Source organism: Chitinophaga sp. 05T412, assembly GCF_056396465.1.
The window spans coordinates 1-12,909 of the sequence record NZ_JBFTLN010000007.1 but is presented as its reverse complement, the minus strand read 5'-3'; the positions used below and the strand labels follow the sequence as shown (position 1 = coordinate 12,909).

The 12,909-nt window shown below is 46.9% G+C and carries 13 protein-coding genes; 5 read left to right on the top strand and 8 right to left on the bottom strand.

All coding sequences use genetic code 11. From position 1 onward, the window contains the following. Positions 1–70 precede the first annotated feature (70 nt). The 4 genes from AC1DFM_RS16530 to AC1DFM_RS16515 all read left to right on the top strand — a co-directional run bounded on the left by AC1DFM_RS16530 (position 71) and on the right by AC1DFM_RS16515 (position 2,998). The gene (locus AC1DFM_RS16530; protein ID WP_477077838.1) at positions 71–664 is read left to right on the top strand and encodes a hypothetical protein; all 594 of its coding nucleotides are present in this window, start codon (positions 71–73) and stop codon (positions 662–664) included. A gap of 21 nt (positions 665–685) precedes the next feature. After that, positions 686–1,942, top strand: a complete 1,257-nt coding sequence (locus AC1DFM_RS16525; protein WP_477077837.1) for a hypothetical protein — start codon at positions 686–688, stop codon at positions 1,940–1,942. Between the two features lie 86 nt (positions 1,943–2,028). Continuing rightward, the gene (locus tag AC1DFM_RS16520; RefSeq protein ID WP_477077836.1) at positions 2,029–2,409 is read left to right on the top strand and encodes a PH domain-containing protein; all 381 of its coding nucleotides are present in this window, start codon (positions 2,029–2,031) and stop codon (positions 2,407–2,409) included. 82 nt (positions 2,410–2,491) lie between these two features. Then, positions 2,492–2,998 carry a hypothetical protein gene (locus AC1DFM_RS16515; RefSeq protein WP_477077835.1) on the top strand — a complete coding sequence of 169 codons (507 nt, stop codon included), beginning with the start codon at positions 2,492–2,494 and terminating at the stop codon, positions 2,996–2,998. Between the two features lie 5 nt (positions 2,999–3,003). Here the strand turns inward: AC1DFM_RS16515 and AC1DFM_RS16510 are convergent, their stop codons facing one another. Both AC1DFM_RS16510 and AC1DFM_RS16505 read right to left on the bottom strand, forming a co-directional pair. Beyond that, positions 3,004–3,639, bottom strand: coding sequence for a response regulator transcription factor (locus tag AC1DFM_RS16510; protein ID WP_477077834.1), 636 nt, complete (start codon positions 3,637–3,639; stop codon positions 3,004–3,006). Next, the gene (locus AC1DFM_RS16505; protein ID WP_477077833.1) at positions 3,629–5,617 is read right to left on the bottom strand and encodes a tetratricopeptide repeat-containing sensor histidine kinase; all 1,989 of its coding nucleotides are present in this window, start codon (positions 5,615–5,617) and stop codon (positions 3,629–3,631) included. The genes AC1DFM_RS16510 and AC1DFM_RS16505 overlap by 11 nt, the downstream gene beginning before the upstream one ends. A 220-nt stretch (positions 5,618–5,837) precedes the next feature. Here AC1DFM_RS16505 and AC1DFM_RS16500 point away from each other — a divergent pair, with 220 nt between their 5' ends. Further along, positions 5,838–6,221 (top strand): hypothetical protein, encoded by a 384-nt coding sequence (locus AC1DFM_RS16500; RefSeq protein WP_477077832.1) that lies wholly within the window; start codon positions 5,838–5,840, stop codon positions 6,219–6,221. 101 nt (positions 6,222–6,322) lie between these two features. On the opposite strand, the gene AC1DFM_RS16495 is transcribed toward AC1DFM_RS16500, so the two are convergent. From AC1DFM_RS16495 to AC1DFM_RS16470, 6 genes are all read right to left on the bottom strand, one after another. Beyond that, a complete protein-coding gene (locus AC1DFM_RS16495) occupies positions 6,323–6,883 on the bottom strand; it encodes a dihydrofolate reductase family protein (protein WP_477077831.1) in 561 nt (186 codons plus the stop codon). Between the two features lie 81 nt (positions 6,884–6,964). Beyond that, positions 6,965–7,750: a helix-turn-helix domain-containing protein gene (locus AC1DFM_RS16490; RefSeq protein WP_477077830.1), complete on the bottom strand. Its 786-nt coding sequence runs from the start codon at positions 7,748–7,750 to the stop codon at positions 6,965–6,967. Positions 7,751–7,783: 33 nt separating this feature from the next. Then, positions 7,784–8,449 carry a hypothetical protein gene (locus AC1DFM_RS16485; RefSeq protein ID WP_477077829.1) on the bottom strand — a complete coding sequence of 222 codons (666 nt, stop codon included), beginning with the start codon at positions 8,447–8,449 and terminating at the stop codon, positions 7,784–7,786. A gap of 38 nt (positions 8,450–8,487) precedes the next feature. Then, positions 8,488–8,799, bottom strand: coding sequence for a DUF1905 domain-containing protein (locus tag AC1DFM_RS16480; protein ID WP_477077828.1), 312 nt, complete (start codon positions 8,797–8,799; stop codon positions 8,488–8,490). A gap of 107 nt (positions 8,800–8,906) precedes the next feature. After that, positions 8,907–9,842, bottom strand: coding sequence for a PorP/SprF family type IX secretion system membrane protein (locus tag AC1DFM_RS16475; protein WP_477077827.1), 936 nt, complete (start codon positions 9,840–9,842; stop codon positions 8,907–8,909). A gap of 20 nt (positions 9,843–9,862) precedes the next feature. Continuing rightward, the coding region (locus tag AC1DFM_RS16470) for an Ig-like domain-containing protein (RefSeq protein ID WP_477077826.1) at positions 9,863–12,909 on the bottom strand (3,047 nt) is incomplete at its 5' end.

The window sequence follows — 12,909 nt, the reverse complement described above, 5'->3', positions numbered from 1 at the left end:
TGATAAATTATGTACTTTCAATGATCCAGGTAGATAATGTATTTTCTTACAGACAATTCAAAGAATAAAAATGATTTTCAGGAAAGTTTTAAGTAGTTCCCTGTTCGTTTTTTTGATGATGCTTTCTTCGGCTACGTTCGGGCAAACGGCTAATACGATGGTAACAGATGTCACCTTTGATTTGCTGACCTGGATCAAACATGTGAGCAGTGATGTAGATAAACAATCTTTTTCCATCGAAAAAGCCGGGCAGCTCAAACAAGGCCTGGCAGCCCTGAATGAAGACCTGACCGTTTACAAGAAAACCCGCAAAGTATTAGCCGACAGCCTTTTCCGGCATAACATTGCTCCCGGAAAAAAAGATCCCAATAACCTCGACCTGCTGAAGCAAAAAATGAGTAAGGTAATGGAGGGTATGCGTGGTGTGAATGATCTGGTGAGTGAGTCCGTGCAACAGGAAGGCGATAAGCTGAATGAAAAGATGTATAAAGTGCTGTATGAAGAGCAAGGCCAGTATTTATCGCACCTGGAAGCTTTTTTAGATGGCATGGACGTCACCAAAAAAGACCTGGCATTAGATGGCAGCGTATGTTTTACCCGTTTGGAAGAATGTATTAATCTCGTTGCCGGTATGGAAGGCCGGGTAGGGAAGAAGGTCAAATAAGCATATCAAAAAATATCTTTTGTGAAGAACCACTGCTTGGTATTGTTAGCCTGTTTATTCATTATTATTCAACCTGTAGCGGCCCAAACCGATCAATGGACAGGCATCTGGCGTACCGCTGTTAAACCGCCGGGTAGCTCCAGGCCCATTACCATGGAGCTGCATATTGGTCAGCCGGAAGCCGGTATGTTATACCCCGCCACCATCCAATTGCAATACGGTGCATTTACCGGCCGGTATGAATTATTGCTGGCAAAAAAGAATGCACGTCAACTCGGCATCGGACGCAATAAATATCCATTAGAACAAACGCCTTATAAGCTGGGACCCTGGATGTGGTACCTGAACGGTACACTGGATTATAAAGACGGGGTGTTGACATTGAACCGCATGTGGATTGATAAATTTGATATCTGGATGCGGGGATTGGATGAAGACGATGAAATTTACCAGCAATCCAAAGTAGCGCTGCGTGAGTTCCTGTACCGGGGCGCTGCCACACTCACAAAAGCAGGGAACAAACCAATGGCTGATTCCAGCGTGCAACGGATACTGCATCCGGAAGGCAGTCAGGTATACTTCGGCATTTACGATAGCATCATTGCGTATGACAGTTCAATCGTATTAAAGGTGGTAGACCAGGAGCAATATGATAAGGATACCGTTACCTTACTGCATAATAACCGCACCATTTTCAGCCGGGAACAAATCAATGACCATAATCGCCAACTAACGATACCGCTGGATACCGGGAAAAATTGCTTCATCTTTTTCGCAGACAACTATGGCCATCTGCCGCCCAATACCGGGCTGTTAGAGGTTACTATTGATCAGCACCCCTATGGCTTCAATTTTAGCAGTCGCCCTAACGCTTATGCCACCTTCCTGGTGGCGAATATCTACCATCCTGCCAGTCGCCCTGCCACTACCAGCAATAAAGTAACACAGCGGGAAAACGTCCCCGTAGCCACCATACCGGTGCACACCGCAGATATCATCCTGGAGTTGCGGGATACCAAAGTGCAGGACGGCGATAGTATTTCTCTGTCGCTCAATGGAAAGTGGGTAGTGACCGGCTTTCCTGTCAAAACGGCCCCACAGGAAATTCATATCCAACTACAACCTGGCGAAAACATTTTACTGTTCACCGCAGATAATCTGGGGTCGATTCCTCCTAATACTGCCGCCTTGCGAATCCGCTATGGACGTAAGTCTCAAACATTCAACCTGAGCACCGATATGCGTCGGAATAATGAAATCAAGCTAATACTGGAATAGCCGGCAGATAATTTCGTACATCCTTATCTGAAAAATGAACATATTTCATAGCTTTGCGCATGTAGCATCTAAACCAATTTCACTATATGGGATTTTTTTCGGGCCTGTTGGGCAATGCGGGGGAAGTAAGTCAGGAGCAGTTAATGAAAGATTATGGAAAACTGCTGATTGAGACAGAAAAAATTGAGCTTGGATTTAAGCTCATCAGAGACACCTTTATTTTTACGAACAAGCGTTTAATTCTCATTGATAAACAAGGTATTACCGGTAGTAAAACGGAGTATCGCAGCGTGGCTTATAAAAGCATTTCGAGGTTTAGTGTGGAGTCTACCGGGACTTTCGACCTGGATGCGGAACTGAAGATCTGGATTTCCAGCGAGACGATGCCCAGCATTGTGAAACAGTTCACGAAGTCCGTTAATGTGTATGAGGTGCAGAAGGTACTTGCATTTTATGTGTTGAATTAATACCTGAACGCCGCTTTGCACGGGCGGCTTGTTATTCCGTTGCACGCGAAACCCTATACGATTTTTATCTACCTATATAGTTATGCCAGAAGTACCTACCTCTATTTTTGACCAGGTTTTTTTACAGGAAACACGGGTACGCCGCCGGAAGCTGATGCCGAAGGCGTTGAAGATTTATGTATGGGTTTTTATGGTACTGCCATTGCTGACGCTGGGTTATACGTTGTATGTCCGGTGGACTTACCGGGCTTTTGCCGAAGGACTTGAAATCGATATGTGGGATGTCGTTAATCTCACGCTGGCATTTCTTTTTCCCCTCCTGCGTGTGGTAGCTAATTTTTTTATCTGGCAGGAAAAACGTTGGGCTGTCCTGGTGGCATTGGTAGTTGATTTTGTATTTATTTTGTMTCAGGCCTTTTCCATCTACACACTTTACTCCAGTGGTATTTCAGGGCTGGGTGTTTTTGCTATCAGTGCATTTTGGATGCTGATAGATATCCCTTACATCATCATGTTGCTAAAGATCAAGAAGAGTTGGGAACAGCAAGGGTATGCCGTTAACGAACTATCCGACGTCTACGTTAAGTAAACAGCTTATACCAGTCCTTGTTGCGTCGCTGTTTTTATCAATGCCGCTACATTTCTTACCTGGAATTTCTGAATCAGGTTTTTACGATGTGTTTCTATTGTGAGTGGACTCAAGTTAAGCTGAACAGCCATATCTGGCGTGGTTTTCCCCTCTGCGATTAAATGTAAAATCTCTTTTTCCCTTTTAGTGAGTTGTGGCGTGTCTTTCAGTTCTCCTAAAGAAGGACGCGCCATGATCTCTCTGGCGGCTTTGCTGAAGGTAATCAGCCCACTGAGTGCTTCCCCGATGCAGGCAATCAGTTCTTCTGCAGAAATGTTTTTCAGGAGATAGCCGGTAGCGCCGTTTTGTATCATTTGTAAAATCATGCTGCGTTCGGAATGATTACTCAGCGCCAGCACATGTGTGTCGGGTAACATCTCCTTAATCACTTTACATAATTCTATGCCGTTTACATCGGGCAGGGTGATATCCAGTAAAATGATATCTACCTGCTGTTGCTCCAGAAAGGCAATACAGTCGGCCCCGGTGGTGAAGCAGCCGCTAATGGTAATGTTGGAAACATTGGCCAGCAGGCGTTGCAATCCTTCCAATACAATTGGATGATCGTCCACAATTGCCAGGGTGGTATTTTTAGTTAACATGCAATTCAATATTTATGGTGGTGCCCTGATCCGGCGCCGAATCTATATCAATTTTTCCTTTTAGAAAACCTACCCGGTTTTTGATGTTACTAAGACCGATGCCGGATGTAGTGTTGTTTACCGAAGGATCAAAGCCTTTTCCATTGTCTTCCTGGGTAATAAAAAACAGGTCTTCGTGTTGGCTGCATTGCAATATAATATGCGAGGCCGTACCATGCCGGATGGCATTAGATAACAGCTCCTGTACAATGCGGTAGATATGTAATTGTACTTCTTCCTTCAAACTATTTTCAATTCCCAATGCCTGGAAATCGATCTGCGTGTTGTCGGTCATCAGGGATTCACAGAGATCTTTGAGCGCGGTGGTTAATCCGAATTTCAGCAGGTTTACGGGCATCATGTTATGGGCAATACGCCGAAGTTCTGTGACAGAATGATCCAGTTGTGCGGTAATTTTAGTGAGTTCCTGCCGCTGATCGGGAGAGAAGGTATCTTCAATCTGGGCCGACAAATTGATTTTAGCGCCTGCCAGCATGCCACCAAGGCCATCGTGCAGATCGCGCGCCAGGCGGCGGCGTTCCTGTTCTTCTCCCTGTAGAACGGCCTGACTAAATTGTAGCTGTTGCTGCTGCGCCATTTCGTGCAGGTGTTGCTGGTAGCTCAATTCCTTTTGTGCCATCAGCTTCTTCTTACTACGGTAAAGGATCAACGCAAAGAGGAGGATCACCAGTAAAAAAAGACTGGCACATCCCAGCAGCCAGTTGACGAGGCGGCCATTGTTGGCTGCGAGCGACTGCTCCATACGCTGGGCTTTCAGCGCCGTGATTTCTTTTTCTTTTTCTGCATCCCTGAACTTTATTTCCAATGCATGTACATCATTTTTTAGCTGACTCTGTGCCACGCTGTCGCTGAACTCACTGTAACGCTTCATCCATTCAAAGGCGGGCGCCCATTGCTTCAGGCCTTCGTAAGTAAGGGCCATGCCATAGTACAGCTGTAAACGGTTGGTGGACAAGCTCATCATGAGGTCCTGTGTCATCAGATAGGTGAGCACTTCTTTCGCTTTTACAAAACTTTTGGCATTGTAGTAGGCATAGAATTTTTGCAGTATCAGTCGTTGTTCCTCATATTTTAACCCAAGCTTTTGTGCGAGTGCAACACCTTTGTCCAGGTCGGCCAGGGCATTATCAAACTTGCCTTCGATGGTAAAATACATGGCTTCGGCGCCGTAGTAGTCGAGGTAATATTCTGAATCAGGATAAGCCTTTAGCAAGGGATACATGCTATCCAACGCGGCTTTAGCCTTTACATTTTGCCCGGACAGGGAATAGTTTTCCGCAATGGTGTGATAGGAGTCAATGAGCTCCTTTGCAGGAGGCGTAAGGGGTTTCAGGATATCAACGGCTTTTAGGCAATACGTTTCCGCTTTATCGAACTGGCCCGCATTTTTAAATACAATAGCGAGTCCCAGGAAATTTTTGCCGACCAGTACCTGGTCGCCGGATTGTTCTGCAAGGGGAATAGACTTATTGAGAATAATGTCGGCGAATGCTTTGTAGTCATCTTTCCGTTGTTGTATTCTTCCAAACTCATACCATGCCTGCGCCCTGAAAAGATAGGCTTCCTGCGTTTTGGTGTGTTGAAGTAAGGAATCCGTCAGCATATAATGCTGCTGGCTTTTGTCGGGATTACTTTTATTAAGCAGGCGACCTTCATAAAAATAGTACAGTGCCTGCAGGTACCGATGCTTTTTGATAAACGGAGCGCCTTCCTGCAGAAACTTCATGGCTTTAAGGGTGTCCTTCGCGGTCCAGTAGTCGCTCAGTGCAAAACTGGCCCTGGCCCGCACACTATCGGGTCCTGGTTGTATTAATATTTTTTCGAGACTGTCTGTTGGGGATGGGCCGGTTAAATGTACCTGCGCCAGACCCCCGGTAGTTGCTATCAGTAAGGATAAGAGGAAAAACAGTTTTCTCATGAAAGCAAAATAATAACTATTGCTGATAACACCTATCCGCAGTGGAAAATACCTGGAAACAGGTAGATATAAAACCCAGTAACCGGGTATTGTTGGCTGTAACACCCGAATTTAACTTTGTGGCTGTACTGTTGAATGTTAGCCAAAAACGGAAATGTCCATAAACAGGGAAGCCGAAAACTGTAGTATTAAAGAGTAGGCATGCTATCAATAAAGAATCATGAAATTACTGAAGAAAATTTTAATCCCCGCTTTAATGGTGGCTGCATTGTTTACGGCCTGTAAGAAAGACAAGGACGATGCACCCGCAAAAACCCACAAAGTAGTATTGAAGGTAACAGCTTCTAATGGAGTGAATTTATCTGATGTAGCGTACGGTTTCGATAATGAAATCACCACCGCTACTAATCTCACCGGGGCTACCTGGACAAGTCCGGAGCTCACCCAGCCTAACGGGGCAAGAAGTATCGGCATCAGCATCGGAGGTGCTGGACCTAATGCGTCCGCTACGATGAAAGTACAGGTGGTAGTAGATGGAGAAGTAAAAAAGGAAGGTACAGCCACTGGCCAGATACTGCATACTTCCGTGATACATTTCTTTTAACATAATTTAAGTGTGCAAAAACTAAGCACAGCAATCACGCTGTATGCTTGTCAGATGATCAATAAAAAGGAGACACTGGATCGCCAGCGTCTCCCTTTTTTTTATGCCGGTTGTCCGGCAGTATAGTAGAGCGCCACCACGCCATGTTCCAGCGTCGCTGTTTTTGTCAGTGTGAGCCCCGGTACTGGAACGCCCTCTCCAAAGAACCGTTTTCCACTGCCCATGATCACGGGATGCACCAGGAAGCGATATTCATCGATCAGCTGTAAATTGGCCAGGGATTGAATCAGCGCTGCACTGCCTTCTATCTGGATATCTTTTCCGGGCGCTTGTTTTAGTTGCCTTAATGCGGTGGCAATATCCCCGTTGACGATGCTGGTATTGTTCCAGTCTGCCTGCTGCAGGGAGGTAGATACCACATATTTGGGCGAATTGTTGAGCTGATCTGCTACGCCCATTTCATTGTTTTTCAGTGACGACCAATACGGCGCCAGCATTTCATATGTTTTGCGTCCGAAGAGGAAGGCGCCGGAGGCCAGGATACCGTCACGGATATACGCTCTTCTATCCTCGCTATCATAAGGGGCGAACCATTGGCCCATGGTGTCTGCGTCAAAAACGCCATCTATTGTCACCCAGGCAGAAACGATTATCTTTCTCATATGCTGTTGATTTTATGATACAAAGTAACTGCAGCCTCCAGCCAAATGATAGAACAAACCCGACAATCTTCCGGAAGGCCGTTAGCGGGGGAAATCATTGGCCGCCTTCAGGTATTCCAGTGGAGAGTAGTTGGTAAATTCTTTAAAGGCGCGGATCAGGTGACTCTGATCGGCATAGCCATTGGCGTAAGCTACGCTGATCATGTCTGTGAATTGATTTTGTTCGAGGTGCTGCAATGCGGAGTGAAACTGGCAAATCCGGCTAAATGTTTTGGGTGAGATTCCCACGTGGGATTCAAACAGCCGCTGCAGGGTTCGCTCGGTGACATATAATTCCTTTTGCAGGGCAGGCAGGGAAATGATGCCATGGCTGCTTTGTATGATCCGGGTAGCATAGGCAATCGCCTCCGGTGATGCGCCTTTCCTGGAATCGGCCAGTTTTAGTATATAGTTATCCAGTAATTTTAAACGGCTATGCAAATCGGGTGCATTTAATAGTTGTTCCTGCAGGCTCATTGTCCGGGCAACAGGGGTTACACTGAGATCTATACAAAAATCTGTCAGCTCTTTGGCATCCGCTTCAAAAAGAAATTTCAACATGTGCGGATAAAGAAAGTAGGCAATCACGGTCACATGCCCTGATACATGCAGGGGAATAGGTTTTATATTCTGCCCATATAATACCAGGTGATCTGTTTTAGTGCCAGCAGTCAAACAGGGATTGGTCAGCTGGAATACAATGCTGGGATAGCCTTTGGCAATGAGCGGCAAAATAGTTTCCCGGAAAATATTATTATTTTCTATTACCACAATACTGCTGATATACTCAGCAATAGGAGCAGGAGGTAAAATCAATTGCGTTCTCATGACAAAAATATCTGGTTAAAGATACAAGCGCTGCTAATCCTTAAAAGTAACGCCCTTCAAGAGTTTCCATTTAGGTGATCGATAAACATTTTCCCGTTTTATATTTTTATTTTTCGGGAGATAATAATCAAATTGTTGTCTTTCTAAATCTCCGATATAAATAAATGGGTAATAATAATTTTGTTCCCTTACTGTACCCACCAATATAAACGCACTATCTGATATCCATGTTGCTTCTTCCAGTGCAGCGGATGATCCCATAAAAAGTAGTCGTGTGGCGGTATGGCGGGTGTAGTCGCCCAGAAAAAAATATTGATCTATATCGAAAGCCGGGCTAACGGTTATTTTCCCATTTGTATGAATGGTATCAAAAACAATTTGTCCGCTATAAAAATCGAGGTACTTTTTTTTATCGGGTGAATAGCTGATGAGCTTCCCATAGGTTTGCCGGAATGCGTTATTGTCGTTGGACAACTGATTATCCTCGATGCTATTTTCGAAAGCGCTGGTGCGGGTATAAAGAAATGTGGACAGGTTAAAATGGGGCATAGTGTTGGCCCAATGCTTCAACCAGGGGTCGGTTTGAAATGTTTTTTGGTACGCTGATAGATTTTTTTGTCCGGCTGCGGTGATACTCAGCAGGCAGAGTACTGCTGCCAGGAATTTCGGGAATTTTGCTACTACGGGGAACGGGTTCATAGTAGCAAATTAATACAATTTCCTGCACGGAAGTGCGATTACCTGCGTTCTGTTATTCGGATGGTAACGGTGTCTCCGGCTTCTTTTCCGATAGTTTTCCGCAGATCTGCTTTAATAGGCAGTTTATGGGTGCCATTGCCGAGAGCCATGAAAGCGCTTTCAAAAGAAAGGTTATCTACTGCCCCTCTTACTTTTACTAATCCTCTGGTGCCAAAAAAAGCTACTGATTCGGGCCAGATGACATAAGTCCAGCCGCTTTTAGCAGGGCTTTTCAGCAAGGTGGCGGTAAACTGTTTGTTTAACGGTTTGCTGGCAGTATTGGCTTTGTGAGGTGCTGTTTCAGGTGTCATAGCAGTTGATTTAATGATGAGCGTATTGTATCACAAAGGTATTGCCAATACACCAACTACAGGAGGGGTAAGCGCGTATATCTGCGGGGCAATTGCGACAAAAGTGGCTATTGCCGTCTGAACAGGTTCACCGTAATGCCTATTTCATAACCGCCATCTACATAAGTCTTCATACCATTGGTTTGGGTGGTGTACATCGCTTGCAGGGTTACTGTTTGCAGGATATTAACGCCTATACCTCCGGTAAAGCTACCGGAGGTATGGTAGAGTGCCAGTACATTGGCTACTTCCCGGAGGAAGCCTACATGAAGACCGAAATCAAATATATTGTCGTACCCCCTTACCCCGCGGTAGCACACTTTAGGGACGATGCTGCTGATGGCGCCTTCCGGCAGGAATTTATAGGAGATGGCGGTGAAATAGATGGTACCGCCATCTACGGCTTTATCATCTCCGGTGAAAAGCGTCCGGATATTCGGTAAGGAGCCCTGAATATTCCAGTGGGTATTGGTATAGGCCATCCCAAATTCTCCTTCAAAGTAGCTGTCGCGGCGGTTGAATGCACCAATGGAAGGGTCGGAGCCGTCGCCATCTACGGCTTTATAGTCGATCCGCTGGAAGTTCATTGCCAGGGAAAGGCCGAAATGGAGCGTTTGTCCGCGATCTCCCAATGGGAGATGGTAGGCATAGGAAAGGGCTACGCGGGTACGGTTCATCAGTCCGGCCTGGTCATTAAAAATGTGTACTCCGCCGCCTACACGGTCACCAATGTAACCATCAGCCGTAAAAAATTTGGAGATAGGGGCGCCGTCAATACCATTCATTTGGCGGCGATAGGCAGCGTTCAGATGCAGGCCGCTATCAATACCTGCCATTGCCGGATTGGCCAGGTATTGGTTCTGGAAATACTGTGTAGCGGAAGGTTCCAGTAAGGCGGGTGTGTTACTGAGTGATTGTGCACCGCCTTGCAGGCATCCTGCTACTGCCAGCAGCAGCAGGATGATATATTTGCTATAGATGAATATGCCGGATGAGAAACGCATAATGTCATAATTTAATCGGGTCATTGTTGATCCCGGATGATAGTAATATATCCTTTCGCTGTTTTGGTATCGCCGCTGATGGTCAGAATATAGTAATAGGTGCCTTCAGCCAGCGGATGTCCGTTCACGGTGCCATCCCAGTCGTTGTTATAGTTTCTGCGCTGGAATACTATTCTGCCGGTACGGTCGTACACTTTCACTTCATTATTCGGGTAGCTGTCGATGTTACGGATCACCCATTTATCGTTTTTGCCATCACCGTTTGGCGTCAGGATATTGCTGGATTCTACTTTGAAATCGGCTACCACCGCAATATTGATGCTGGCGTTGTTGCTACATCCGGCGGCATTGACTACTGTCACTTCGTAGGTAGTATTTGTCATAATCCGGGCCTGCAATACCGCGCTTTGTTGTCCGCTGATAATGCCATCTACGGTAGCCCATTTGTAGTTGCCGCCGCCGGTGGCTGTCAGCTGAAGGATATCTCCTTTAGACACCGTGCTACCTTTGTTACTACTGATGGTGACGTCTGGTAGTGGATCAATGGTGATGTGGAAGCTGCGTTGTCTGGTATCTATGCCACCATTGGCAGTACCGCCGTTATCTTTGATAGTCACCGTAACATTGACGCTGCCGCTGGTAACACTGCTTTTCAGCTGGTAATGCAGGATGCCGGTGTTATCATCTACAGTGAGTACATCAAAGTCGGCCTGATCAGCTGCCACGGTCAGGTGGTAGGTTTGTCCTGCTTCTACAGCCGATATACCGGTTAATTGAATGGTATGTTCAGCAGTGCCGGCGCAATTGTTGGCATCCGGAATCGGGTCCAGTGTAGGCGGCTGATTAATGAAGGCTTTAGAGATATTGATGCTGATGGCTGTTGGTGTGCTGGTATTCAATCCATCGCTCACCGTAACGGTTACACGTACCGTAGTACCAGCTTTGCTGCTGAGTATCGCCGCATCTTTCACGGTGATATTGCCTTGTGCATCAATGGCGAAGGCGCCGCTGCTTTCATCTGCTGTGATCATCCAGTTTTGGATGATGCCGCTGGCATCTGTGGCGGTGAGTGTACCTACTACGGTGCCTGCCGGGCTATTGAAGTCGACATTCAGCGTTTGGGCGGTGATCACCGGTGGGGTAGCATCGTAAGTAAATTGCAGCGTGTTGGAGGCGGTGTTGTCATTACCTCCGGCATTGGTAGCGGCTCCTGCAGGTACGCTTACATTAACAGCGCCATCTGTGAGTGGTGTGATGACGGCAGAATAACGGATGTGATCTGTTGTCTGCAGGTTGCTCACGGTCGCATTGGTTGCCACGATGCCGGTAGTGGTAAAGCCATTCACCATTTCAGTGAAGGTGATAGTAATAGTTACCGGCGTATTTATCCGTGCAGGGTCGTTGGTAGTAATTACTACACCCGGATGCGTGGTGTTTACCAATACACCACTGGTGTTGCCCACGTTATTGAGCGTGAGCAGCGCGTTTTTGCCTGCGCTGTTGTGGATGCTGCCAGAGATGGCTGTACCCAGTGTAATACCATCCATATCCATGTCGCCGTTTTGTACGGTGTAGCTGAATAGGAAGGCGTTGGTACCGCTGCCACTCACGAGTGTAGCTTGTTTGGTGGCTGCGCCTATGAGGACATCCAGTGATGGCGTACCTGTAGCGATTACATTTTCGCTGAAGTGTACGGTAAAGCTGAGTACCTGTCCGGTGTGATAGATGCCGTTAGCCGGTACATCAACAGCGGTGATAACCGGAGCCGTGCCAGCATAAACGAGACTTAATGTATTGGAAGCAGTGTTGCTGTTATTACCCACGTTCACGGCTACACCGGCAGGAACTTGCAGGGTTACTGCGCCATCAACACTTGGTGTAACCAGCACTGTGTAGGTGATATTGTCCGTAGTCTGGAAGTTGCTGAGGCTTGCGTTAGTAGCCGTAATATCTGCCACTGTAAATCCGGTCACAGCTTCAGAGAAGGTAATGGTAGCGGTAAACGGTGCTATCACCGGTGATGTAGCGGAAGTGCTGATTGCTACACCTGGTTGAGTGGTGTTTACCAGCACACCACTGGTGTTGCCCACGTTATTGAGCGTGAGTAACGCGTTTTTACCTGCGCTGTTGTGGATGGTGCCAGTGATGGCAGTTCCCAGGGTAATACCATCCATATCCATGTCGCCGTTTTGTACGGTGTAACTGAATAGGAGAGCGTTGGTGCCGCTGCCACTTATTAGCGTAGCTTGTTTAGTGGCTGCCCCTATGAGTACATCCAATGTTGGTGTACCTGTAGCAATTACATTTTCGCTGAAGTGTACGGTGAAGCTGAGTACCTGTCCGGTGTGATAGATGCCGTTAGCCGGTACATCAACAGCGGTGATAACCGGTGCTGTGCCAGCGTAAACGAGGCTTAATGTATTAGAAGCCGTGTTGCTGTTATTACCAACGTTCACGGCTACACCGGCAGGAACCTGCAGGGTTACCGCGCCATCAATGCTTGGTGTAACCAGCACCGTGTAGGTGATGTTGTCGGTAGTCTGGAAGTTGCTGAGACTTGCATTGGTCGCTGTAATGTCTCCTATTGCAAATCCGGTCACGGCTTCGGAGAAGGTAATGGTAGCGGTAAACGGCGCTATCACAGGTGAAGTAGCGGAAGTGCTGATCAGTACACTCGGTTGAGCGGTGTTTACCAGCACACCGCTGGTGTTGCCCACGTTATTGAGCGTGAGCAGCGCGTTTTTACCTGCGCTGTTGCGAATGGTACCGGAGATGGCAGTTCCCAGGGTAATACCATCCATATCCATGTCGCCGTTTTGCACAGTGTAGCTGAATATGAAGGCGTTGGTACCGCTGCCACTCACAAGCGTAGCTTGTTTGGTGGCTGCACCTATGAGAACATCGAATGATGGCGTACCTGTAGCGATTAAATTTTCACTGAAGTGTACGGTGAAGCTGAGCACCTGTCCGGTGTGATAGATGCCGTTAGCCGGTACATCAACAGTGGTGATAACCGGAGCTGTGCCAGCGTAAACGAGGCTTAATGTATTAGAAGCAGTGTTGCTGG

Bases quoted from the DNA above. Each gene is read 5' to 3' on its own strand.
- AC1DFM_RS16520 (WP_477077836.1), top strand. From the start codon at position 2,029: ATGGGATTTTTTTCGGGCCTGTTGGGCAATGCGGGGGAAGTAAGTCAG.
- AC1DFM_RS16505 (WP_477077833.1), bottom strand. From the start codon at position 5,617: ATGAGAAAACTGTTTTTCCTCTTATCCTTACTGATAGCAACTACCGGG.
- AC1DFM_RS16485 (WP_477077829.1), bottom strand. From the start codon at position 8,449: ATGAACCCGTTCCCCGTAGTAGCAAAATTCCCGAAATTCCTGGCAGCA.
- AC1DFM_RS16490 (WP_477077830.1), bottom strand. From the start codon at position 7,750: ATGAGAACGCAATTGATTTTACCTCCTGCTCCTATTGCTGAGTATATC.
- AC1DFM_RS16480 (WP_477077828.1), bottom strand. From the start codon at position 8,799: ATGACACCTGAAACAGCACCTCACAAAGCCAATACTGCCAGCAAACCG.
- AC1DFM_RS16510 (WP_477077834.1), bottom strand. From the start codon at position 3,639: ATGTTAACTAAAAATACCACCCTGGCAATTGTGGACGATCATCCAATT.
- AC1DFM_RS16495 (WP_477077831.1), bottom strand. From the start codon at position 6,883: ATGAGAAAGATAATCGTTTCTGCCTGGGTGACAATAGATGGCGTTTTT.
- AC1DFM_RS16500 (WP_477077832.1), top strand. From the start codon at position 5,838: ATGAAATTACTGAAGAAAATTTTAATCCCCGCTTTAATGGTGGCTGCA.
- AC1DFM_RS16475 (WP_477077827.1), bottom strand. From the start codon at position 9,842: ATGCGTTTCTCATCCGGCATATTCATCTATAGCAAATATATCATCCTG.
- AC1DFM_RS16530 (WP_477077838.1), top strand. From the start codon at position 71: ATGATTTTCAGGAAAGTTTTAAGTAGTTCCCTGTTCGTTTTTTTGATG.